Annotated in this window: 10 protein-coding genes; 6 read left to right on the forward strand and 4 right to left on the reverse strand. The window is 74.0% G+C overall.

What is annotated here, in order from left to right:
• Positions 1 to 4: 4 nt before the first annotated feature.
• Together ABT095_RS31335 and ABT095_RS31340 are read left to right on the forward strand one after the other, a co-directional pair.
• A complete protein-coding gene (locus ABT095_RS31335; RefSeq protein WP_350532938.1) occupies positions 5 to 4,945 on the forward strand; it encodes a non-ribosomal peptide synthetase in 4,941 nt (1,646 codons plus the stop codon).
• Positions 4,942 to 9,435 (forward strand): non-ribosomal peptide synthetase, encoded by a 4,494-nt coding sequence (locus tag ABT095_RS31340; protein ID WP_350532939.1) that lies wholly within the window; start codon positions 4,942 to 4,944, stop codon positions 9,433 to 9,435. The genes ABT095_RS31335 and ABT095_RS31340 overlap by 4 nt, the downstream gene beginning before the upstream one ends.
• Before the next feature lie 52 nt (positions 9,436 to 9,487).
• Here the strand turns inward: ABT095_RS31340 and ABT095_RS31345 are convergent, their stop codons facing one another.
• A complete protein-coding gene (locus ABT095_RS31345) occupies positions 9,488 to 10,996 on the reverse strand; it encodes an NCS1 family nucleobase:cation symporter-1 (RefSeq protein ID WP_350532940.1) in 1,509 nt (502 codons plus the stop codon).
• 201 nt (positions 10,997 to 11,197) lie between these two features.
• Between ABT095_RS31345 and ABT095_RS31350 the strand changes: the two genes are divergently transcribed.
• Entirely contained in the window at positions 11,198 to 12,223 is a 1,026-nt protein-coding gene (locus tag ABT095_RS31350) for a C40 family peptidase (RefSeq protein WP_350532941.1), read from the forward strand.
• 110 nt (positions 12,224 to 12,333) lie between these two features.
• The gene (locus ABT095_RS31355) at positions 12,334 to 17,112 is read left to right on the forward strand and encodes an MSCRAMM family protein (RefSeq protein ID WP_350532942.1); all 4,779 of its coding nucleotides are present in this window, start codon (positions 12,334 to 12,336) and stop codon (positions 17,110 to 17,112) included.
• A 154-nt stretch (positions 17,113 to 17,266) separates the two neighbouring features.
• Here ABT095_RS31355 and ABT095_RS31360 read toward each other — a convergent pair whose 3' ends face one another.
• Together ABT095_RS31360 and ABT095_RS31365 are read right to left on the reverse strand one after the other, a co-directional pair.
• The gene (locus ABT095_RS31360) at positions 17,267 to 18,400 is read right to left on the reverse strand and encodes an AI-2E family transporter (RefSeq protein WP_350532943.1); all 1,134 of its coding nucleotides are present in this window, start codon (positions 18,398 to 18,400) and stop codon (positions 17,267 to 17,269) included.
• Positions 18,401 to 18,670: 270 nt separating this feature from the next.
• Positions 18,671 to 19,738, reverse strand: coding sequence for a hypothetical protein (locus ABT095_RS31365; protein ID WP_350532944.1), 1,068 nt, complete (start codon positions 19,736 to 19,738; stop codon positions 18,671 to 18,673).
• A gap of 213 nt (positions 19,739 to 19,951) precedes the next feature.
• Here ABT095_RS31365 and ABT095_RS31370 point away from each other — a divergent pair, with 213 nt between their 5' ends.
• Positions 19,952 to 20,698, forward strand: coding sequence for a hypothetical protein (locus ABT095_RS31370; protein WP_350532945.1), 747 nt, complete (start codon positions 19,952 to 19,954; stop codon positions 20,696 to 20,698).
• Positions 20,699 to 20,766: 68 nt separating this feature from the next.
• Entirely contained in the window at positions 20,767 to 21,933 is a 1,167-nt protein-coding gene (locus ABT095_RS31375) for a metallophosphoesterase (protein ID WP_350532946.1), read from the forward strand.
• Positions 21,934 to 22,102: 169 nt separating this feature from the next.
• Here ABT095_RS31375 and ABT095_RS31380 read toward each other — a convergent pair whose 3' ends face one another.
• Complete coding sequence (locus ABT095_RS31380) at positions 22,103 to 23,626, reverse strand: right-handed parallel beta-helix repeat-containing protein (RefSeq protein ID WP_350532947.1); 1,524 nt, start codon at positions 23,624 to 23,626, stop codon at positions 22,103 to 22,105.
• Positions 23,627 to 24,179: the final 553 nt, after the last annotated feature.

Below are 24,179 nucleotides of genomic sequence, written 5' to 3' on the forward strand. Positions count from 1 at the left end.
CGGCATGTCTGCACATTCGGACCGGACGGCGCTGCGCCATGGAGCCGACACCGTCAGCCACGCGCAGCTGCGGCGGCGCGCCGCCGAGTGTGCGGCGCTGGTCCGCGCGGCGCTGGGCGGGGACGCGGCCGAGCGCGTGGTGGGGGTGATGCTGCCGCGCGGGCCGGAGTTGGTGATCGCCCTGCTGGGGGTGCTCCGGTCGGGTGCCGCGGTGCTGCCGATCGACCCGGAGCTGCCGCCGGAGCGGGTGGCCCGGCTGCTGGAGATCGCCGACGTCTGCGTCTGCGACGGGGCCGGCCGGGCCCTGGTGGCGGCGGGCGGGGTGGTGGCGGTCGAGCTGCCCGGTGCCCACCCGGGTGCGGCCCCGGACGGCGCGGCGGACCCGGTCTTCCCCCCGGAGCAGGCCGCCTGCGTGCTGTTCACCTCGGGCACCACCGGCACCCCCAAGGGCGTGACGGTCTCGCACGGCGCGCTGGCCAATCTGGTCGCCGCCACCACGGCCGCGTACGGCCTGCGGGCCGACGACCGGGTGCTCCAGTTCGCGACGGCCGGGTTCGACGTGGTGTTCGAGGAGATCCTGCCCACCCTGGCGGCCGGTGCCGAGCTGGTGCTGCTGCCCTCCGCCGCGCCGTCCGCCGCGGAGCTCGCCGGGGTGCTCGAGCAGGCGCAGGTCACGGTGGCCAACCTGCCGACGCCGTACTGGGAGCACTGGGTCCGCGAACTGTCGGCCGGAGCCGCGCCGGTGCCCGAATCGCTGCGGCTGCTCGTGGTCGGCAGCTCCGCCGGCAGCCGGGCCACCCTGGCGGCCTGGCGCGCGCACAGCGACGCCGAGGTGGTCAACGCCTACGGGCTCACCGAGACGACCGTGACCGCCACGCTGTGGCGAGCCGGAGCGGACCAGGGCGGGGACGGCGCGCTGCCGGTGGGCGGCCCGCTCGCCGGCGTCGGAGTCCGGGTCCTCGACGCGCGGTTGGCGCCCGTGCCGGCCGGCGAGGTGGGCGAGGTGTACCTGGCCGGGGCCGGCCTGGCGCGCGGCTACCACGGCGCCCCCGGGGCGACGGCGATGCGCTTCACCGCGGACCCGCAGGCCCAGGCCCCCGGCGCCAGGATGTACCGCACCGGCGACCTCGGGCGGCAGGACGCGGACGGTACCCTGCACCTGCTCGGCCGGGCCGACGAGCTGGTCAAGATCCGCGGGCAGCGGATCCACCCGCAGGAGGTCACCGGGGAGCTGACGGCCCATCCGCAGGTCGCGGCGGCGCACACCGCCGTCCACACCGACCTGGACGGCGTGGCCGAGCTGCTCGCCTACGTGGTGGCCGCCGACCCGCACGCCGTGCCGACGGCCGGCCAGCTGCGGGCCCACCTCGCCGAGCGGCTGCCGGCCGGGCACGTGCCGACCCGCTACATCGTGGTGGACGAGCTCCCGCTGAAGCCGAACGGCAAGGTGGACACCGCCGTGCTGCCCGTCCCGCTCGCCTGGCAGCGCGACGCGCGGACCCCGCTGCGGGAGCCCGCCGAGGGCACCGAGGCCGATCTGGCGGCGATCTGGCGGGAGGTGCTGCGGCTGGACCGGCTCGGGGCGGACGACTCCTTCTTCGACGTCGGCGGGCACTCGCTGGCCATCGCCCGGATCGCCAACCGGATCGTGCGGCGCTGGGGCGTGCGGCTCTCCGTCGGCGAGCTGGTCGCCGCACCGACGGTCGCGGACCAGGCGGCGCTGCTGGCCCGGGCCGCAGGCGGCGAATCCGCCGCCTGCGCGCTGCCGCCGTTTCGCCGGGCCCCCGAAGGGGTCGACCTCCCGCTCTCCGCCCAGCAGCAACAGGTCTGGTTCCTGGACCGGTTGGTGCCCGGCAGCGTCGCCTACCACGCCCAGACCACCTTCCGGGTGATCGGCGACTTCGACCTCGCGGCGCTCCAGCAGGCCGTGGACACCATCACCGCCCGGCACGCCATCTTCCGGACCACCTACCACGACCCCGACGGCACCCCCGTGCAGCGCATCCACCCCACCGCGACCACCCCGGTCGAGCTGATCGACCTCAGCGGCCGCCCGGAGGGCGAACAGCGGTCGTTGGTCGAGCAGTTGGCGCTGGAAAGGATGCGCGAGCCGTTCGACCTCGGCAGCCTGCCGCTGATGCGCTGGACGGTGCTCCGGCTCGCTCCCGGGCTGCACGAGCTGGTCCTGATCGAGCACCACCTGGTGCACGACGGCTGGTCGTTCGGCGTCCTGATGCGCGAGCTGCGCGCCGCGTACACCGCCGCCGTGACCGGCCTGCCCTCCACCGCGCCCGAGGTGCTCCACAGCTACGCGGACTACGCCGCCTGGCAGCGGGCGGCGCTCGACTCGCCCGCGCTGCGCGCCCAACGGGAGCACTGGGAGCGGCTGTTGGCCGACGCCCCCGAGCCCGCGGTGCTGCCGACCAGTGCGCCCCGGACGCCCGCCCAGACCTTCCGGGGCGGCACCGTCCGGATCGAGGTGCCGGTCCGCACCGCCACCGCCCTGCGCAGGCTGGCCCGGCAGGAGCGCGCCACGCTGTACTCCACCATGCTGGCCGGGTTCTTCGCGCTGCTGGCCCGCACCACCGGGCAGCAGGACCTCCTGATCGGCTCCGGCTTCGCCAACCGCCAACTGGCCGAGGTGGAGCAGATGATCGGGATGCTGGTCAACCCCGTGCTGCTGCGCTGCGACGCCACCGGTGACCCGGCCTTCACCGAACTGGTCCGCCGGGCCCGGGACTCGGTGCTGAGCGCCTCGGCCAACCAGGAGTACCCCTTCCTGGAGCTGGTGCGCCGGCTCAACCCGGACCGCGACCCGACCGCCAACCCGTACTTCCAGCTCATGTTCAGCTCCAACGACGCCGACCTGCCCGACCTCGAACTGCCCGGCTGCTCGGCCACCGTGTACGAGCGGGACAACGGCTCCGCCAAGGTCGACCTGAGCGTCATCATGATCCCCCGCGCGGAGGCGGAGGCGGGTGCCGACGGCCGGGTGGACGGCCGGATCACCATGCTCTGGGAGTACAACGCCGACCTGTTCGAGGCGGAGTTCATCGCCGAGCTGGCCGCCGGCTACCTGCGGCTGCTCGGCCAGGCAGCCGCTGCCCCGGGGCTTCGGCTGACCGAGCTGGACCCGTTCGGCCCCGCCCGCCGGCTGGAGCTGGCCGCCGCCGGGCAGGCCGCCCCGGCGCAGCCGGCCGTGCCGCTGGCCGCCCTGATCGAGCAGGCGGCCCGGAAGGACCCGCAGGCCGTCGCCGTGCGCAGCGCCCACGGGCAGCTGGAGTACGGCGAGTTGCTGGCCCGGGCGGCAGCCGTCGCGGCGCGGCTCGACGCGGCCGAAGTGCCCTCGGACGAGCCGGTCGGGGTGTTCGCCCGCCGCACCCCGCAGCTGCTGGCCGCGCTGCTGGGCATCGTGCTGTCCGGCCGGGCCTACCTGCCGCTGGACCCCGCCTACCCGCAGGAGCGGACGGCCTACACCCTGGCCGACTCCGGAGTCCGGCTGGTCCTGACCGACGAGCAGACCGCGCACCTGCTGCCGGAAGGCCCCTGGCGGACCGAACCGTTGGAGGCCGGGGCCATCGCGGACGGCGCCTTCCCCCGCTGCCCCGCGCACCCGGAGGCCACCGCCTACGTCACCTACACCTCGGGCAGCACCGGGCGGCCCAAGGCCTGCCGGATCACCCACGGCAACCTGGACCACGTCGTCCGCTGGGTGCTCGCGGACACCCCGCCCGAGGCGCTGGCCCGCGTCGCCGCCGCCACCTCGGTCTGCTTCGACTTCTCGGTGCACGAGATCTTCCCGACCCTGGCCGCGGGCGGGACGGTCGAACTGCTCGACTCGGCGCTGGACCTGCCGGGGCTGCTGGCCACCGGCCGGCCCACCATGCTCAGCGGAGTCCCGAGCATCCTCGCCGACGTGCTGCGCGACCAGCCGCTGCCGCCGAGCCTGCGGCTGGTCAACCTGGGGGGCGAGGTCGTGCCGCCGGCGCTCGTGGCCCGGCTGTACGCACAGGGGGCGCCCGAGGTCCGCAGCGTGTACGGCCCCACCGAGACCACGGTGATCACCCTCTCCGGCCCGGCGGCGAAGACGGCTCGCACCCCGGGCCGCCCGATCCCGCTGGGCGCCCCGATCCCCGGCAGCCAGGTGTACGTGGTGGACGGGCAGCTGCGGCCGCTGCCGCCCGGCTGGCCGGGCGAGCTGCTGATCGGCGGGGACGGAGTGGCGGCCGGTTACCGGGGCCGCCCCGGGCTGACCGCCGAGCGCTTCTGCCCCGACCCGTTCTCCGGCCGCCCCGGGGCCAGGCTCTACCGCACCGGCGACCGCGCGCGCTGGACGGCCGACGGGCAGCTGGAGTTCCTCGGCCGGCAGGACGACCAGGTGAAGATCCGCGGCGTGCGGATCGAACCGGGGGAGATCGAGCAGGTGCTCGCCGCCCACGAGACGGTGGCGGCGGCCTACGTGGTGGTCACCGGAGAGGCACCCGACCTCGCCCTGGTCGCCTACGTCCGCCCGGCCGGGCCCGGCGCGGCCGACCCCGCCGAGCTGCGCCGGCACGCCGGGGCCGCCCTGCCCGCCGCCCTGGTGCCGTCCGCGTTCGTGCTGCTGACGGACGTGCCGCTCACCCAGAGCGGCAAGCTGGACCGGGCGCGGCTGCCGCTCCCGGTGGCTCCCGATCCCGATCCGGAGCCGGCCGGGGCCGAGGAGCCGACGGACGAGTTCGAGCGCGGCCTGTGGCAGATCTGGTCCGAGGAGCTCGGGGCGCCGGAACTCGGGCGGCACGAGAACTTCTTCCTGCTCGGCGGGCACTCGCTGCTCATGCTGCGGGTGCGCCACCGCGTGCTGGCCGAACTCGGCCGGGAGCTGTCGATACCGGAGTTCTTCGACCACCCGACCACGGCGGAGATGGCCGCCCACCTGCGCGAGCAGCCGCAGGTGTCCCGGTGACGGGCCCGGCGGAGCGCCCGCTGACGCCCGCACAGGCCGGGATCTGGTTCGCCGAGCAGTGGGAGCACGGCGGCCGCCCGGCCACCGCGACCCCGGACGGCACCAAATACCACATCAACGGCTCGCTCCGGCTGCGCGGACACCTCGACCCCGAGGCGCTGCGGCGGGCCCTGGCGGCCCTGCTCGAGCGTCACCCCGTGCTGCGCGGCCGGGTGGTGGAGCGGGACCGGCCGGTCCTGGCGGACCCGGGCCCCACCCCGCTCGCCGTGCCCGTGACCGACCTGCGCGGCAGCGGGCCGCGCGCGGAGGAGCTCGCGCTGGAGCGGCTGCGCGAGGAGCTGGCCCGCCCGTTCGACCTCGCCCGGGGGCCGCTGCTGCGCGCCGGACTGGTCCGGCTCGCCGACCAGGACCACCTGCTGGTCCTGGTCGTCCACCACCTGGTCTGCGACGGCACCTCGCTGCGCGTGCTCTACCGGGACCTCGGTGCGCTGTACCGGAACGGGACCGGCGGGCCGGACGGCCCGGGGCCAGCCGGGCCGTCCTGGTTCGACGGAGCGGGCGGCTCGGGCGACGAGCGGCGGGCCGCCGCGCTGGAGCACTTCACGGCGGTGCTGAAGGACGCGCCCACCATCGCCGAACTGCCGTTGGACCGGCCGCGGACCGAGGCCGCCCACGCGGCCGGCGCGGCCCTCCAACTGCCCGTCCCCGCCGAGCTCTGGCGCGCCGTGCTGGCCGCCGGAGCCCGCTGGCGGGCCACGCCGTACATGGTGCTGACGGCGGCTTACACGCTGCTGCTGGCCCGCCTCGGCGGTGCCCGGGACTTGGTGATCGGCACCCCCTCGGCCGGGCGGACCGAGCCCGGACAGGCCGACCAGGTGGGGATGTTCGTCACCACGCTCCCGCTGCGCCTGCGGCTGACCGGGACGACCACCTGCGAAGAGCTGGTCCAGCAGGTGCGGGGCCAGGTGATGGCGACGCTGCAGCACCAGGACGCCTCCCTGGAGGAGATCGTCGACGCGCTCGCGCTGCCCCGCTCGGTGGAGACCGCGCCGCTGGTGCAGACCGTCTGCAGCATGGAGTGGCTGGACATCGCCCTGCCCGAGCTGCCCGGGGCCACCGTCAGCAGGGCCGTACTGCCCTGCACGGCGGCCAAGTTCGACCTGAGCCTGGGCGTCGAGGCCTCGGCCGCCGGGGCGGTGACCGACTGGGAGTACCAGAGCGCGCTGTTCGACGCCGGGACGGTCCGGGCGCTCGCCCACGCGTACCTGGCGCTGCTCGCCGCGATGGTGGCCGCTCCGGCCGGGCAGCCCGCCCTGCGGGTGCCGATGGCGCTGCCACGGACCGGGCCCGCCCCGGCCGGACACCCGGCGGTGCCCGGCCGGATCGCACGCCAGGCGCTGGCCACCCCGGAGGCGGTCGCGCTGCGGCTGAGCGGCGGAGCGTGTGTGACGTACCGCCAGTTCGACGAGCGGGCCCGGGCGGTGGCCGCAGCGCTGCGTGCCGCCGGGGCGGGCCCGGAGAGCACCGTACTGCTCGGCACGCCCCGGGGCGTGCCGTGGGCGGTCGGCCTGCTCGGCATCTGGTACAGCGGCGCGGCGGCCGTGCTGGTGGACCTGAACTGGCCCCGGGAGCGGCTGGAGAGCCTCGCCGCGCGCTCCGGCGCCCGGCACGGGGTGGCGGAGTCGGCCCGGGAGTGGGGCGCCGGGCTCAGCTGGGTCGCCACCGACGCCGGCCCCGCGGACGCGTCGTTCCGGCCGGCCGAGCCGGCCCCAGGCGCGCTCGCCTACGTGCTGTTCACCTCCGGCTCGACGGGCGAGCCCAAGCCGGTGGCCGTCGGCCACGGCGCGCTGGCCCACCACGCCGAGGAGACGGGCCGGCGCTTCGGACTCACCTCGGCCGACCGGGTGCTGCAGTTCGCGGCGCCGGCCTTCGACGTCTCGCTGGAGGAGACCGTCCCCACCTGGTGCGCCGGGGCGAGCGTGGCGCTGGTGCCGGACAGCACCGTCGCGCCCACCGAGTGGGAGGAGCTGCTCACCGAGCACGGCGCCACGGTGGCCAACCTGCCCACCCCGTACTGGGCGGAGTGGGCCCGGGACCTCGAGCTGCGCCCGCGCGCGCTGCCCGAGGCACTGCGGCTGGTGGTGATCGGCAGCGACACCGGCCGCACCGCGGACGCGGCCCGCTGGTACGCGGCCGGGGGGCCGCCGCTGCTCAACGCGTACGGGCTCACCGAGAGCACCGTCACCGCCACCGTGCACCGCGTGCGGGGCGCCGAGCCGTCCCCGGTGCTGCCGATCGGCCTGCCGCTGCCGGGAGTCCGGGCGCAGGTCCTGGACAGCGCGCTGCAGGTCACGCCGGACGGGCTGGCCGGCGAGCTCTACCTCGGCGGGCCCGGGCTGGCCCGCGGCTACCACGGGCAGCCCGCGCGCACCGCGAGCCGCTTCCTGCCCGACCCGTACGCGCCCGAGCCGGGGGCCAGGATGTACCGGACGGGCGACCTGGTCCGCCGGCTGGCCGACGGCACCCTGCTCTTCCTGGGGCGGGCGGACAGCCAGGTGAAGATCCGCGGCCACCGGGTCGAACTGCGGGAGGTCGAGGCCGCCCTCGCCGCCCTCCCGGGCGTCACCGAGGCCGTCGTCCGGGCCGACTCCGCCGACGGCGCGACCAGGCTGACCGGCTACGCGGCGACCGCCCCCGGCTCCGGACTCGACGCCGCGGCGGCGCGCGAACTGCTGGTCGGCCGCCTCCCCGGCCACCTGGTGCCGGCCAGGATCGTCCTGCTGGCCGAACTGCCCCGGACACCCGGCGGCAAGCTTGACGTGGCGGCCCTCCCGCTGCCGTCCGGGCCGACCCCACCGGCGGAGCCGTCCGCACCGGCCGACGCCCAGGGGGTGCTGGCCGCGATCTGGTGCGAGCTGCTCGGCGTGGCCGAGGTGCGCGGGGAGGACAACTTCTTCCGCCTCGGCGGCGACTCCATCCTCAGCATCAGAGTGGTCTCCCGGGCCCGGGCCGCCGGGATCGAACTCACCACCAGGGACCTGTTCCGCCATCAGAGCCTCGCCGAACTCGCCGAGGCCGTCCGCGGCCGGGGCGCGCCCGCCGCCGCCCCCGCCCCGGTGCTCGCCGAGGACCTGCTGCCCGACCGCCGGGCCCGGTGGCGGCTGCTCGCCCGGGCGCGGGACGCGGCCGCCGTCGCGGCGGCCGGGCCGATGCAGCGCTGGGGGCTGAACCGCCTGGCGCACGCGCCCCGGCCCCAGCTCTACCGCGCCTTCGAGGCGTACGACGTCAGCGGGGACACCCTCGACCCGGACCTGCTCGTGCTCGCCTGGCAGGCGGCGGCCGAGGCGCACCCGGCCCTGCGCTCCTCCCTGCACCGCACCGGCGGCCAGGACCTGCGGGTGACCCACCGGGCGGCGCGGATCGCGGTGCACCGGGAGGAGTTCGCGGCCGGCGGCGAGGCGCTCGGCGAGCAGGCACTCGCCGACCACCTCGCCCAGCTGAGGACGCGGCCGGCCCGGCCGGAGGACCCGGACCACCTGGAGCTGGCCCTGTTCGCCGCCGGTGACCGGCTCAGGATCGCCTGGAGCTTCAACTACCTGCACATCGACGGCTGGTCCTTCCCGCCGCTGCTGCGCTCGGTGCTCGCGGCGCACGAAGCACTGCGCGAGGGACGCAGCCCGGTCTTCCCCGAGCTCCCCGGCACCGAGCTGGTGGCGGCCGAATGGCCCGCGAGCGAGGGGCCCGAGGCCCGCGCCCACTGGCAGGGCCGGCTCGCGGGGCGCCCGCCCGGCCTGGTCACGGAGCTCCTCGGGCCGGGCAGCGGCCCGGCCGAGAGCCGGGACCTGCGCAGCCGGATGCCGGCCGAGGCCACCGCCCGGCTCGGCGCAGAGCTGCGCGCCCACGGCCTCACCCTGCACACGGCCGTCCAGGCCGCGTACGGGCTGGCGCTCGCCGCGCTGGCCGGGACGGACGACGTGCTGTTCGGCGCCGTGGTGTCCGGGCGCTCCGGCGGGGCCGAGGGGGTGGAACAGGCCGTCGGCTGCCTCAACAACATCCTGCCCGTCCGCGTCCGGCACCCGCAGGGCGGCGCGGCCGCCGACTGGCTGCGGGCACTCCAGGCCGAGAAGGCGGAGTCGGGCCGGTACGAGCACACCGGCCCGCTGGCCGTGCAACGCTGGTGCGGCGTACCGGACGACGGCCAGCTCTACGACTCGTACATCGTCGTGCAGAACTTCCCGTTCGACCCCGGGGTCAGGGACCGCCTGGCGGGCTGGCGGCTGCTGGGCAACGGCGCGCGCGGCGACGAAGCGCTGCGGCTCACGGTCTGGCCGGACGCCGAGCTGCTCCTGAAGCTCACCTACGACCGCGATCTCGTCGACGACCGCCGCGCCGCCGACCTGCTCGCGCGGGTGGCGGCGGTGCTCGCCCTGATCGCCGACGCCCTCGACCGGCCCTTCGCCGAGCTGCTGCGGGCCGCCCGCCGGGGGTGACGGCCGGGGGTGACGGCCCGGGCCGCCGGCCCGGGGTGGCGGCTCGGCCAGGTCAGCGGGCGGGCCGGGCGCGGAGGCCGGTGAGGGTGTGCAGGAGCAGGGCGGAGGCGAGGCCGACCGCCCAGCCGTAGTCGGCCAGCGGCTTGAGCCAGGGAACGAGACCGTCGGCGGGGAAGGGGCCGCCGTAGGAGCCGCCGACGGCGAGCAGGCCGCCGAGCAGGAGGGCGGTGACGGCGCGCCAGTTCCAGCCGGCGGTGTACCAGTAGGGGCTCTCCTGGCGGTAGAGGGCGGCGAGGTCGAGGCCGGTGCGGCGCAGCAGCCAGTAGTCGGCGATCAGGACGCCGGCCACGGTGCCGAGCAGGCCGCCGACCACGCCCAGCCAGGTGAAGATGTAGACGTGCGGGTCGGCGATCAGCTTCCAGGGGAAGATCGCGATGCCGACCACGCCGGTGATCAGGGCGCCGCGGCGGAAGTCGATCCGGCTCGGCCACAGGTGGGCGAGGTCGTAGGCGGGTGAGACCACGTTCGCGGCGATGTTCACCGAGACGGTGGCGACCAGCACGGTGAGCAGTGCGATCAGGATCCCGACGGTGCTGCCGAGCTTGGCGGCCAGCTGGATCGGGTCCCAGATCGGCGTGCCGTAGACGGCCTGGGAGCCGGAGGTGACGAGCACCGAGAGCAGGGCGAAGAGGGTCATCGTGGTCGGCAGGCCGAGCGCCTGACCGCGGACCTGGGCGCGCTGGCTGCCGCCGAAGCGGGTGAAGTCGGGGATGTTGAGCGAGAGCGTGGACCAGAAGCCGATCATCCCCATCAGGGAGGGGAAGAAGACCTTCCAGAACTCGTGCCCCCAGCCCAGCTTGGAGGGCTGGTCGAGCAGCGGCCCGAAGCCGCCCGCCTTGTCGGTGATCCACCCGAGCAGTGCGAAGGCGCCGAGCAGCACGGCGGGCGCGGCCCAGGCCTCGAAGCGGCGCAGGGTCTCCATACCCCGCACGATGATGAGGAGTTGCAGCGCCCAGAAGAGCAGGAAGGAGAGCCACTGCGTCCACGGGTAGCCGCCGACGGCGCCGGCGGTCTGCCAGCCGTGGCCGAGCAGCTTGCCGGCCAGCAGGAAGATCGCCTCGCCGCCCAGCCAGGTCTGGATGCCGAACCAGGCGCAGGCGACGGCGGCGCGCAGCAGCGCGGGCAGGTTGGCGCCGCGCAGGCCGAAGGAGGCGCGGGCGAAGACGGGGAAGGGGATGCCGTACTTGGTGCCCGCGTGGCCCGTGAGCAGCATGGGTGCGAGCACGATCAGATTTCCCAGGGCGATGGTGAGCACCGCCTGCTTCCAGTCCATGCCGATCGCGACCAGGCCGGAGGCCAGTGTCCAGGACGGGATGTTGTGGGCCATCCCGACCCAGAGGCTCAGGTAGTTGTAGACGCCCCAGGTCCGGCGCTCGACCGGCACCGGGACCAGGTCGGCGTTGGCGTAGCGGGGGTCGTCCAGGACGGCGGCCCCGGTGAGGGTGACCCGGCCGTCGGGGAGGGTGAGCTGGGTGGGGGAGGGGTCGGGGCTGGAGGGCATGGGCGCCACCTCTGGGGGAGAAGTATCTGCAGAGCTTGGGGGGTGACGCCCGGTCAGTCAAGAACGCCGACGGTACGGGCGGGCCCCTGGGCCGGCCGGGTGAGCGGGCGGCGCGGGCTGGCGATTGCGGGGCGGAGGCGGTGCCAGGCTGGCGGGCGGCCCTGCCGGGCAGCGGGCCCGGCGGCCTTGGGAGGCCAGTTGATGCGGCGAGGCGCTGGACGGGTGGTGACGGGCCTGGTGCTCGCCTCCGTGGTGTGGTGCGGTGGGCCGGCGCAGGCGGACCCGGCGGAGGAGGTGGCCCAGCTGCTGCTGCACGTGCAGGACCTGCGCCACCGCGAGGAGCTGGCCCAGCAGACGGCGCTGGCCCGGGCGGGTGAGCTGGCGGCGCGGCGGGGTGAGCTGGCGAGGGCCAACGCCCTGGTGGCGGACCAGCAGGCCCGGGTGGCGGCCGGTGAGGCGGCGGCGGCCCGGCTGGCCGGTGAGCAGTACCGCCGGGGCCCGTCGGTCTTCGCCTGGCTCTTCCTGGCCGATGAGCCGGGCCGGCTGCTGGACGGCGCACGGGAGTTGGGCGTGCGCGGTCGCTCGACCGCCGAGGTGGTGCGCGAGCTGCGGGAGGGGCGGGAGCAGCTGGGCCGGCTGCGGGAGGAGGCGGCCGGGGCCGCCGGGCGGGCGGAGGAGGTGGCCCGGGCGGCGGCACAGGCCGACGAACTGGCGAAGCGTCAGGTCGACGCAGCGGAAGCCGAGTTGACGCGACTGACCGCCGAGCAGCTGGTGGAGCTGGAGCAGCGCGAGACGGCGCTCGCGGAGCAGAGTCAGCAGCGGCTGCTGGCCACCGGAGCCCTGGGCCAGGGTGGCGGCGCGCCGAGCCCGCAGGCCGCGGCGGCCGTGGAGTTCGCCCTCGCGCAGCTGGGCAAGCCGTACGTCTGGGGCGCCGTCGGGCCGGACGGCTTCGACTGCTCGGGGCTGACCTCGAAGGCCTGGGCGGCGGCCGGGGTGGCGATCCCGCGGACCAGTCAGGAGCAATGGGCGCAGCTGCCGAAGGTGCGGCTGGGGGAGCTGCGCCCGGGGGATCTGGTGGTCTACTTCGCGGAGGCCACGCACGTGGCGATGTACCTGGGCCACGGCTTGATGGTGCACGCCCCGCACACGGGCACGGTGGTGAAGGTCGCGCCGGTGGCCGCACTGCCGATTCTCGGGGCGGTTCGGCCGTCTGCCGGAATGCCGTGAAATGATAAATAAGATCATCGATGACCGAAAGGATGAAATCGATTGCCGTAGTTTGACGAGCCTGCCGCGCCTCGCCGCTAAGTGATATTGCACAGGTGCACAGTCCGGGAATGCACAGGAAGCTATTCGCGGCCGCGACCGTCCTGGCGGTCTGCGGCGGATATCTGGGGATGGCCCCCGGCGGGGCGAGAGCCGAGACCGGGGACGGCCGGGTGACGGTCCGGGTGGTCCGGGACGTCAACGGGAACGGTGCCTGGGACGGCGTGGCGCTGGAGCCCGGGCTCGCGGGGGTGACGGTCAACCTCACCGACGACGCGGGCACCACGATCAGCGGCAGCACCGCCGCCGACGGCACGGTGACGATCAGTCCGGGGCCGAGCGCCCTGACCGGTGGCAAGTACCGGGTGCAGGTGATCAACCCGAAGCCGGGCGTCCTGTTCTCCGCCTTCGCCGACCGGACGGGCCTCGACGGGGCGCCGAACCGGCTCAGCAGCACCGAGGAGTTCGTCGACCTCTCCGGCGGGAGAAACGTTTCCTACACCACGGCATTCTGGAACCCCGGCGACTACTGCCAGAAGAACGCCCCGCTGGTGACGGCCTGCATTCGCAACAGCGTCTCGGGTGACACCGGCACGCGCACCCTGGCGACCTTCCCGTACAACGCGCGTGGCACCAACAACCAGACCACCAACCTCTCCGACAAGGACACCACCGGCTCGCTCTACGGCATCGGCTGGAGCAAGCAGAGGAAGTGGGTGTTCTCCGGCGCGCACGCGCACCGAGGCGCGGCGTACGGCCCGCTCGGCCAGGGCGGCATCTACCTGACCGACATGACCACCAACACCACCACCCAGTTCACCACCGTGCCGAACGCGGGCAGCGCCACGCACGACTTCACCACCAACATGGACCTCGCCTTCGCCCCGGCGGTGGCGAAGGAGTCGCTGGGTGACGTGGAGGTCTCGGAGGACGGCAACGACCTCTACGTGGTCAACCTGGCCGACCGCCAGCTCTACCGCTACGACGCGACGCAGCGGACCGCGGCCGCGCCGAAGGCCGTCTACGCCATCCCCGGCCCGGACACCGCGTGCCCGGCGGACGGGGACTGGCGGCCGTACGCGATCGGCATCCAGGACGGCGTGGTCTACGTCGGCGGTGTCTGCTCCGGCGAGTCGACCCAGGCGAGGGCCGACCTGCGGGCGATCGTCCGGACCTTCGACCCGGTGGCGGAGACCTTCGGGTCCGTGGTGATGGACCAGTCGCTGAACTACACGCGCCCGGTCACCTACACCGTCGCGCCCTGCAACGGCGACGCCTGGTACCCCTGGTCGGACACCATCCCGCTGAGGCAGGACGGCACGACCTGCGGCAACACCTACAGCTCCAACCCCGAGCCGATGCTCGCCGACATCATCGTGGACACCGACGGCTCGCTGATCCTGGGCTTCCGGGACCGCTACGGCGACCAGATCGGCCAGGGCATGAAGGCCGTGGCCAACGGTGGCCTGATCACCCCGTCCGCCGGCGGCGCGCTGAGCCGCGCCTGCCTCGGGGCGGACGGGATGTACGTGATGTACGAGAACAGGGGCTGCGGCAGCACCACCACGGGCGGCCGGGGCTACTACAACCAGCAGCGCACCGCGTTCCACTACAACGCGCTGTACGCGGGTGTCGCGCTCTCCAAGGTCGAGACCACAATCGCGAGTTCGGCCCTCGACCCGGACGACGTGACCACCTTCACCGGTGGCACCGCCTTCACCAACCGGGACGGCACCCGGGCGACCGGCATGGGCAACCAGCTGACCAGCGGCTTCGGCAAGGGCGGCTCGATGGCCGACCTGGAGGTGCTCTGCGACCTCGCGCCGCTGCAGATCGGCAACCGGGTCTGGTACGACGTCAACAAGAACGGCATCCAGGATCCGGGCGAGAAGCCCGTGGTCGGCGCCACCGTGCACCTGTACGACGCGACCGGCGCGGTCGTCGGCACCATGAGGACCACCGCGCGCGGTGAGTACTACTTCGACGACTCCAACGTCACCGGCGGCCTGAAGCCGCACACGCAGTACACCATCAAGGTCGACCTGGCGGCCGACTACGCCGCGGGCGGCCCGCTCTTCCAATGGGTGGTCACGAGAGCGAACGCCGGCAGCAACGACTTCATCGACAACGACGGCATCGCCCCGGCGGGCAGCCAGTTCCCCGAGCTGACCATCACCACCGGCGGGCCGGGCGAGAACAACCACACCTACGACTTCGGCTACTACCAGCCGGACGGCCAGGTGAGCGTCACCAAGGTCGACCCGGCCGGCAGGGTGCTGGCGGGCGCCACCTTCCAGCTGTGGAAGGACAGCAACGGCTCGCCCGGGCTGCAGATGACGGGCACCACGCCGGACACCGCCGTCGGCTCGCCCTGCACGACCGGCGCCGACGGCATCTGCTCGGCCACCGTGCCGCTGGGCACCTACTACTGGCAGGAGACAGCGGCGCCGCCGAACTACCACCTGCCGGCCAACCCCGTCTTCGGGCCGCTCGACCTGACCATGGCCAACTACCAGGCCGGGGTGGGCATCCCCGCCACCGACCAGCCGATCGTCGGCGCGGTGAGCGTGACCAAGACGGACCCGAACGGCCAGGTCCTCGCGGGCGCGGTCTTCCAGCTGTGGAAGGAGACCAACGGCGTCCCCGGCCTCCAGACCACCGGAATCAACCCGGACGTGACGGTCGGTACCCCCTGCACCACGCCCGCGAGCGGGGTCTGCACGGCGACGGTGGAGCTCGGTACGTACTACTGGCAGGAGACCGCGCCGCCGCCCGGGTTCCTGCTGCCCGACAACCCCGTCCTCGGACCGCTGGTCCTGACGGCGGACAACTACCAGAGCGGTGTGGCCGTCCCGGCGGTCGACCAGCCCATGACGGGCAACGTCAGTGTCACCAAGACCGACCCGCAGAACCAGCCGCTGGCGGGTGCGGTGTTCCAGCTCTGGAAGGAGAGCAACAACACGCCCGGCTGGCAGGCGGACGACACCAGCGTGGGCACCCCCTGCACCACCCCGGCGACCGGCGTCTGCACCGCCACCGTGGGCCTGGGCACGTACTACTGGCAGGAGACCACCGCTCCGGCGGGCTACCACCTGCCCAGCCCGAACGTGTTCGGCCCGCTGGTGCTGACCTCCGCCAACGCCCAGGCGGGCGTCACCACGACGGCGGTGGACACGCTGATCCTGGGCGCGGTGAGCGTGACCAAGACCGACCCGCAGAACCAGCCGATCGCGGGTGCGGTGTTCCAGCTGTGGAAGGAGAGCAACGGCACGCCGGGCCGGCAGGCGGACGACACCACCGTCGGCACCCCCTGCACCACGCCGGCCACCGGCGTCTGCACCGCCACCGTGCCGATCGGCACGTACTACTGGCAGGAGACCGCCGCCCCCGACGGCTTCCTGCTGCCGGACCCGTCCGACTTCGGGCCGCTGGTGCTGACGGCCGACAACTACCAGCAGGGCGTGCACGCCACGGCCGTGGACAGGCCCGGCCCCGGCGCGCTGACCGTCACCAAGACCGACCCGCAGGGCAACCCGCTGGCGGGCGCGGTGTTCCAGCTCTGGCAGGAGACCAACGGCACCGACGGGCTGCAGACGGACACCGACACCAAGGTCGGCAACCCCTGCACCACCCCGGCCACCGGGGTCTGCGTCGAGCTGGTGCCGGTCGGCACCTACTACTGGCAGGAGGTCACGGCCCCCGCCGGGTACCTGCTGCCCGACCCGGCCGTGTTCGGGCCGCTGGTGCTCACCCAGCAGAACAACCGCGACGGGCTCACCACCACCGCCGTCGACCCGCCGATGCTGGGCAAGCTGACCGTCACCAAGACCGACCCCAAGGGCAACCCGCTGGCGGGCGCGGTGTTCCAGCTGTGGAAGGAGTCCAACGGCACCCCCGGGCGGCAGGACGGTGACACCAGGCTCGGCACCCCCTGCACGACCGGCGCCGACGGCGTCTGCAGCTCCACCCAGCCGCTGGGCACGTACTACTGGCAGGAGACCCAGGCGCCGCACGGCTACCAGCTGCCCAGCCCGGCGGACTTCGGCCCGTTGGTGCTCAGCCCCGACACCTACCGGGCGGGCGTCTCCGTCCCCGCCGTCGACCAGCCGGTGCCCGGCCGGGTCGCGATCACCAAGACCGACCCCAAGGGCGAGGTGCTGGCGGGTGCGGTGTTCCAGCTCTGGAAGGAGAGCAACGGCAAGGACGGCCGGCAGGACGACGACACCAAGGTCGGCGCGCCCTGCACCATCACGGCCTCCGGCATCTGCGCCGCGACCGTGGAGTGGGGCACCTACTACTGGCAGGAGACGGCCGCTCCCGAGGGCTACCTGCTGCCGGCCCAACCGGTGTTCGGCCCGCTGGTGCTGACCATCGACAACGCCCGGGCGGGCGTGGCCACCACGGCCGTGAACCAGCCCAAGCCCGGCTACCTGCACATCCTCAAGCGGGACGCGAAGACCCACGCCCCGCTGGCCGGTGCGGTGTTCCAGCTCTGGCGGGAGAGCAACGGCAAGGACGGGTGGCAGTCGGACGACACCAAGGCCGGCGACCCCTGCACCACCGGTGCCGACGGGCTGTGCCACTTCGGGCCCGTCCCGGCCGGGCAGTACTACGCCCAGGAGGTCTCCGCGCCGCAGGGCTACCAGCTGCCGAAGGACGCCGTCACGACGGCCGTCATCACCTCCACCGGCCCCGACTCCTCGGCCACGCTGACAGTCGACGACCAGCCGACCCCGCCGCTGCCGAAGACCGGCACCGAGGCACTGCTGGCCGGCCTGGTCGGCGGCGTGCTGGCCCTCGCGGGCGGGGTGCTGCTGACGGTGCGGCGCCAGCGCCGCCGGGAGGGGTGAGGCGTAGGTCGTAAGTGAAGGCGGGCCCGGTCCTGGCGGTCAGGACCGGGCCCGCCGCCGTGTGCGGGTGTCGGAGGCCGGTGCGGCCGGGCACCCGTAGGGCCTGGCGGCGCGGGCGGTGCCGACCCCGGTGCTGCTGCCGCTGGTGGGGCGGTTACTCGCGCGGCGGCGTACGTAGCTCCTGGATCACCGCCCAGGCCACCGAGACCACCGGGACGGCCACCACCGCGCCCACCACCCCGGCCAGTACGGCGCCGCCGGTCACCGAGAGAGCCACCGCGACGGGGTGCAGCCGGACGGACCAGCCCATCACCAGCGGGTGCAGCAGATGCCCCTCGATCTGGCCGATGACCACGATCAGCGCCAGCACCAGCAGGGCCACCACCGGCCCGCGCGAGGCCAGCGCCACCACGGCGGCCACGGCCAGCGCGATCGGCGAGCCGACCAGCGGCACCAGCGTGGCGACGAACTCCAGGACGGTGAGCGGGAGGGCGAGCGGCACGTCCAGCACCACCAGCGCGATGCCCACCAGGGTGGCGTTGACGGCCGAGACGATCAGGATGCCGCGGGTGTACCCGGCGAAGGCCCGCCAGGCGGCGTGGCCGCCGCGCTCCCAGGCCGGGCGGGCGCGGGTGGGCAGCTGGCGTACGGCCCAGTGCCACATCCGGTCGCCGGAGTGCAGGAAGAAGACCGAGCAGAACAGCGCCAGGGCGAGGGCCGTGACGGCCTCGACGACCCGGCTCGCGCCACTGAGAGCGGTGCTGAGCAGGGTCGCGCGGTGGCTGCTGACGAAGGTGTCGATCTTGGTGCGGAGGTCGGTGACGGCACCGGCCCGCAGGTGGAACGGCGCGCCCTGGAGCCACTGGTCGATCCGGCCGAGGCCGCCGTGCAGCTCGGTGCCGAGCCGGGACCACTCGCCGGCCACGGTGGTGCCGACCACCGTCAGGACGCCGGTGACCACCGCGAGGGCGGCGAGGAAGGCGAGCAGGACGGCCAGCGGGCGCGGCAGGGCGCGGGCCAGCAGGTCGACCGCCGGGCGCAGCACGGAGGTGGCGACCAGGGCCAGGAAGAGTGCGATGACCGGCAGTTCCAGCAGGGTCAGCACGGTGACGGCCAGGTAGGCCGTGAGGCCGAGCAGCACCAGGCGCCAGGCGTAGCCGGCGGCCGTCCGCAGCGACGGCGGCACGCCCTCGGCCGCCGGCACCGGCCGGCGCAGCGGCCGCTGGCTCGCCGCCCCGATCGGCGGCCTGTGCGGCCGCGGCCGGCCCGGCCTCGGCTTGCTCCCCATCTGGGCGACCTCCCGGTTCGGCTCCGGTCCGGCAACGCGGCTACCCGGGCGGCGGCCGGGGAAACGGCCAGGCTACGGCGTGGCGGTGAGGCGGCGCCGGGGGCGCGCTGGGGCGATCGGGGGACAGGACCGTCCGGGGAGGGCGTGGGCCCGGCCCGGGGGAAGGGGCCTTGCGAGGCGCCGGGCCGGAGGCCGAGCCAGGTGGGGGCCTGCGGCTGCTCGCCCGACGGTGCCCCCGGCCGCAGGCCGCGGCCGGGGGCACCGGACGGGTCAGGCCGTCTTCGTGATGACGGAGACGGTGTAGACGCCGCACTGGGAGCCCGAGCCCTGGCCGGTGACGGTCCAGCCGGCGGGGACCGGGGAGAGGCCGCAGACCTGCATGCTGGTCTGGGTGGTGACCTTGGTGAGGGTGAAGGCGAAGTAGACGCCGCAGGAGGAGCCGCCGCTCTGGACGCCCGTGATCACCCAGCCGTCCGGGACGGTGGACTGGCCGCAGACCAGGAGGGTGGTCTGGGTGGTGATCCGCACCAGGGTGTAGCGGGGGTAGCTGCCGCAGCCCGCGTTGCTCTGCTGGGCCGTGATCACCCAGCCGGCCGGGACGGCCGAGTTGGCGCAGGCCTGGACGGTGTTCTGGCTGAACGGCACCGTGACGAGCGTGTAGGTGCCGTACGTGCCGCAGGCGGCGGAGTTGGTGTCGATCGCCGTGGTGATCCAGCCGTCCGGGATCCAGGACTGGCCGCAGACCTGCAGCGTGGCCTGGGTGGTGAGCCGCTGGATGGTGTACAGCGGGTAGCTGCCGCAGCCGGCGTTGTTCTGCACGGCGGTGATGACCCAGCCGGCGGGGATGGTGGAGTTCCCGCAGGCCTGGGCGGAGATCTGGACCGTCCACACGTACGCGACGGTGTACGTGCTGTAGGTGCCGCAGGCCGGGGAGACGGTCTGGATGGCCGTGATGATCCAGCCCGGCGGGATCCAGGACTGGCCGCAGTCCTGGAGGGTGGTCTGGTTGGTCACCTTGAGCAGGGTGTAGAGCGGGTAGCTGCCGCAGCCCGCGTTGCTCCGCATCGCGGTGATGACCCAGCCGGCGGGCATCGGCGTGTTGGAGCAGGCGTTGATGCCGGTGCTGTCGCCCAGCTCGGTGATGGTGAACAGTCCGTAGCCGCTGCAGCCCGACCACTGCTCGCTGGTGATCACCCAGCCGTTGGGGACTTGGGTGTAGCCGCAGATCGTCGTCGTGTTGGCCGCCGCCGCGGTGGGGGTACCGGCCAGGGCGAGACCGCCCAGCAGTAAGGCCAGGATCGTCACCAGGCGGGCCAACAGCTTGCGTGCGTCTGTCATCTGACTCTCCATCAGTCGGTTCTCGATCGCCTGGCTGAGAGCCTGGCAGGGCTGCCCCGCCGTGACCAGAGCGCATATGGAAGGGTCGGGTACGACCTCGTCAGCACCAGCTGTCACGGCCGCGGCCCGAGCGAGGCGGTCCGGTTCGAGACGACGCCGGACGGCCGGTGAGGCCGGCAGGCGGCCGGGCCGGTGGCGGGGCAGCATCGGATCATGACCGGTTGGTACGCGCGGGAGATCCTCGACCCGGGGAAGCAGCCCCTGCTGGTGATGCTGGTGGCGTTCGTGGTGACCTTCCTGTTCATCCGCTTCAGCGTGCGGATGATCCGGGCCGAGGTCTCCTGGTGGCCGAAGAACGTCGAGTCCGGCGGCCTGCACATCCACCACGTGGTGTTCGGCACGGTGTTCGCCGTCATCGCGGGGATCGGACTGGCTTCGACGGCGGGGGCGCACCGGCCGTGGACGGAGATCTTCGCGGGACTGTTCGGGGTGGGGGCCGCCCTGGTCCTGGACGAGTTCGCGCTGATCCTGCGGCTGGAGGACGTCTACTGGGCGGAGGCGGGGCGGCTGTCGGTGGACGCGGTGGTGCTCGGGGCCGCCGTCATGGGGCTGCTGGTGCTCGGCGCGGCCCCGTTCGGCGTCAACGACGCCTCGGTGGACGGTGAGCCGGTGTCGGGCTGGGAGTACCTCGCGGTGGTGCTGGTCAACGGGGCCTTCGCGCTGGTGGCGCTGGCCAAGGGCAAGGTGTTCACCGGGCTGCTCGGCATGCTGGTGCCGGTGTTCGCCGTGGTCGGCGCCCTGCGGCTGGCCCGGCCGCAGTCGCCGTGGGCGCACCAGCGGTACCCGGCCGGGAGTGCCAAGGCCCGGCGCGCCGAGCAGCGCGAGGAGCGCGGCGGCTGGGCCCGCCGGCTGCGGGTGCGGGTGTACGACGCCATCGCGGGGCGGCCCTCGCAGCCCTGAGGCCGCCGCTTCCCGGCCGTTCCCGGGTGCCGCATGATGAGGGGCACCAGAGACTGAGGGGCGCAGACGTGGCGGAGACCGGAGTCATCGAGGCGGAGACGGGCGAGCGGGCGAGGCCGCGGCGGTCCGTGGTGCGGCGGATGGCTGTGCTGGTGGGTGTGCTGGTGGTGCTGTTCGGGCCGCCGTGGTGGGTGCTGGTCGCGGGAGCGGGGTGGCCGGGGCCGGTGGTCGCGGGCGGGTCGGTGGTGTTCGGCGCCGCGATGATGACGTTCCCGTTCCTGATGGTGGCGGGGCACGGGCGGCGGGGGAGCGACCGGGCCGCGCGAGTGGGGGACACCGTGCTCGGCGTGATCTGGGTGCTGTTCACCTGGTCGGTGCTCGGCGGGCTGGTCGACCTGGTGGTGGGCCGGCCCAGGGTGGTGGCGGTGGGGGTCGCCCTGGTGGCGGCGGTGCTGCTGGGGTGGGGGCACTACGAGGCGATGCGGGTGCCCCGGGTGAAGCGGCTGGAGGTGCGGCTGCCCAGGCTCGGGAGCGGGCTGGACGGGACGAAGGTCGTGGTGCTGGCCGACACCCACTACGGGCCGATCGACCGGGCGCGCTGGTCGGCGAAGGTCACCGAGGCGGTCAACGCGCTGGACGCGGACGTGGTGGTCCACGCCGGGGACATCGCGGACGGCAACCCCGTCGAGCGCCGCGAGCAGTCCGCGCCGCTCGGCGCCGTCCGGGCCCGGCTGGCCAGGGTGTACGTCACGGGCAACCACGAGTACGGCAGCCAGGCCCAGGCCTGGCTGGACCGGATGGCCGAGCTCGGCTGGGAGGCGCTGCACAACCGCCACGTCGTGGTGGAACGCGGCGGGGCCACCCTGGTGCTGGCGGGCGTGGACGACGTGGTCGCCGAACACTCCGGCCTCGCCGGGCACCGCGCGGACCTCGGCGGCGCACTGGCGGGAGCCGACCCGGCGCACCCCGTGCTGCTGGTCGCCCACCAGCCCAAGTACGTGCCGCAGGCCGCGGCCGCCGGGGTCGATCTGCAGATCTCCGGCCACACCCACGGCGGCCAGATCTGGCCCTTCAACTTCCTGGTCCGGGTGGACCAGCCGGTGGTGCACGGCCTGAGCCGCCACGGCGACCGGACCCAGCTCTACACCAGCCGCGGCGCCGGCTTCTGGGGCCCGCCCTTCCGGGTCTTCGCCCCGAGCGAGATCACCCTGCTGACCCTCCGCTCAGGCGCCTAGCGGGACCACCTGGCCCGCCACTTGGTGACCGGACCGCGGGCGGTCCCCGGCCGCGCTGCCACCGAGGAGAACCGGCCCGCACGGCTGCCGACCGCGTCGTGCGGTCGGCAGCCGTGCGGGGTGCCCCGGTGGGAGCAGGCGTGCCGGTTATCCGGTACCGCGCGGCCCGTCAGAAGGTCAGGTTGCCGGTGCTCACCACGTTGACCGCGGTGGCCGGGACCGAGATCGGGGTGAGCTTGGTGCCGCTGACGCTGTTGGCGGTGATCAGGCCGTTGGCGCTGGCCCCAGCCGGGCTCTCGAAGACGACCACACCGTAGCCGTCGCAGTGTCGCACGGTGTTGCCGGTGACGTTGGCGCCGGTGGAGTTCTGCACCGAGATTCCGTTGCCGGCGACGCCGGAGTTGGGGCTGACGGTCACGTTGGCGACCAGGTTTCCGGTGATCAGCGCGTCCGGCGCGCCGAACACGTGGATCCCCTCGCGCTTGGCGCCGTCCACCAGGTTCCCGGTGATCACCGCGCGGGCAGCGGTGGCCGGGACGGCGGGGGTCTGAGACGTATCGGTGCCGCCGCCGACGATGTCGATGCCGCGCTCGTCGGTGGTGGCGTCGACAGTGTTGCCGCTGACCACGAAGTCCCAGACCGGGTGCGGCTGGGGCTGCACGGCGTTGGAGCCGTCGAAGATCACCCGGATCCCGCCGAAGCAGCCGTGCAGCCTGTTGTTGGTGATCACCAACTGGTTGCTGCCGAGCGGGTAGATGCCCATGTTGGTGGTGTTGAGCACCGTGTTGCCGGAGATCTCCACCCGCTGCTGCCAGGCACCGAGCGCGCCGCTGTGGCTGCCGGTGAAGACGGGGTAGCCGGAGCCCGGTTCCCAGGGAGCAGCGTCGCAGTGGTTGTCCAGGATCCGGATGTCGGCGCAACTGGTGTTGTCCGCCACGCCGATGAGGGTGTTGTTGGTACCCGGGGCGGTGCCGGTCCAGCACAGGTCGAGGCTGATCGCCTCGGAGATGTTGCGGCGGGGCGGATTCTTGGGGTCGGTGACGGGCACAGCGGGGTCGGCGGGCCGGTAGCCTATGAAGCGGCAGTTACGCACCGTCCCGTTGCTGACACCCTGGAACTTGATGGCGTGCCAGTTGGTGACGTTGCGGACCTCCAGGTCCTGCACCGTGATGTTGCGGGCGTGGACAAACTGCAGGCCGTTGTAGCCGAGGGTCGGGTCCGTCGCGAGCGGACCGGCGACGTCCCAGACGCCACCCTCGACGATGATGTTGCCGTAGCCCTCGTAGCCGGCGATCTGGTCGTCGTGGGCGTCACCGCCACCGAGCTGGGTCCCGTTCATCAGCATGAACTTGAGGTTCGCGCCGGATCGGGTGACCACCGTGCCGGGGCTGAGGGTCAGTCGGGTGTTGGCGTAGATCCGCAGGTACTTGGTCAGGGTGACCTGACCCGGGCCGATCGAGACCTGTCCGCCCTTGGCCGCCCGGGCCGCGTCCAGCGCCGCCTGGACCTGCACGTCGGTGACGCCCGGCGTGGCGTCCACGTAGAAGGCGTTCCACGCCACGGCTCCCGGCGTGGCCGCGGCGGCCGGCGCGGCAGAACCCACCGCGCCCGCGATCAGACCGGCAGTGCCGGCCCCCAGCCCACCGATGAAGCCGCGGCGGCCCCAGTGCCGGCTGTTTTCGGGCATGCTCATGTGTGTCCCCTCGGTGAAAGTCAGTTCGTAAGGAGCGCGATCCTAGCGGCAAGGCTTTGATCGCGAACCAACGACCCCCTCCGGTTACCGCGCCGACGGCACCTCTCCCGCGACCGCATTCGGTCATGAAGGCTTTCCCACTACGGAAAACCGCACCTCGGCGCCGTCACACCGACCCTCACCCTGCCTGACCTGATCCAGTGGGGTCGGCAGCTCCGGAGCAGCGCCTCCCACACGACTGGAAGCCCCGCCACGTCCGGCACGAGGTCCAGGCCTGTCCCAGGCCTTCGTCGGCACCTCGCTGCTCATCCCGCTTTCACCAGGGCCCCGCTCCATAGACCGCCTCCGCGCTTCTGCACGTGGTGGGCGTCCTCTCTCAACGAGGACTTCCTCAAGCTGCCAGCCGGGCCTGGATTTTGGAACCGGGAGTCCCTCGCCCTGCAGAAGCGGATCGAGGAACTGCTCGGCGAACTGGCCGACCTCCGCCTCCGGGTGGCCGCAGCGCCCTGCGGTCGAGTCGTCGGGGGGCTCCGGGCGGGCAAGTCGTCTGGGT

It is taken from the genome of Kitasatospora sp. NPDC002227 (genome assembly GCF_040296285.1).
Lineage (GTDB): Bacteria > Actinomycetota > Actinomycetes > Streptomycetales > Streptomycetaceae > Kitasatospora.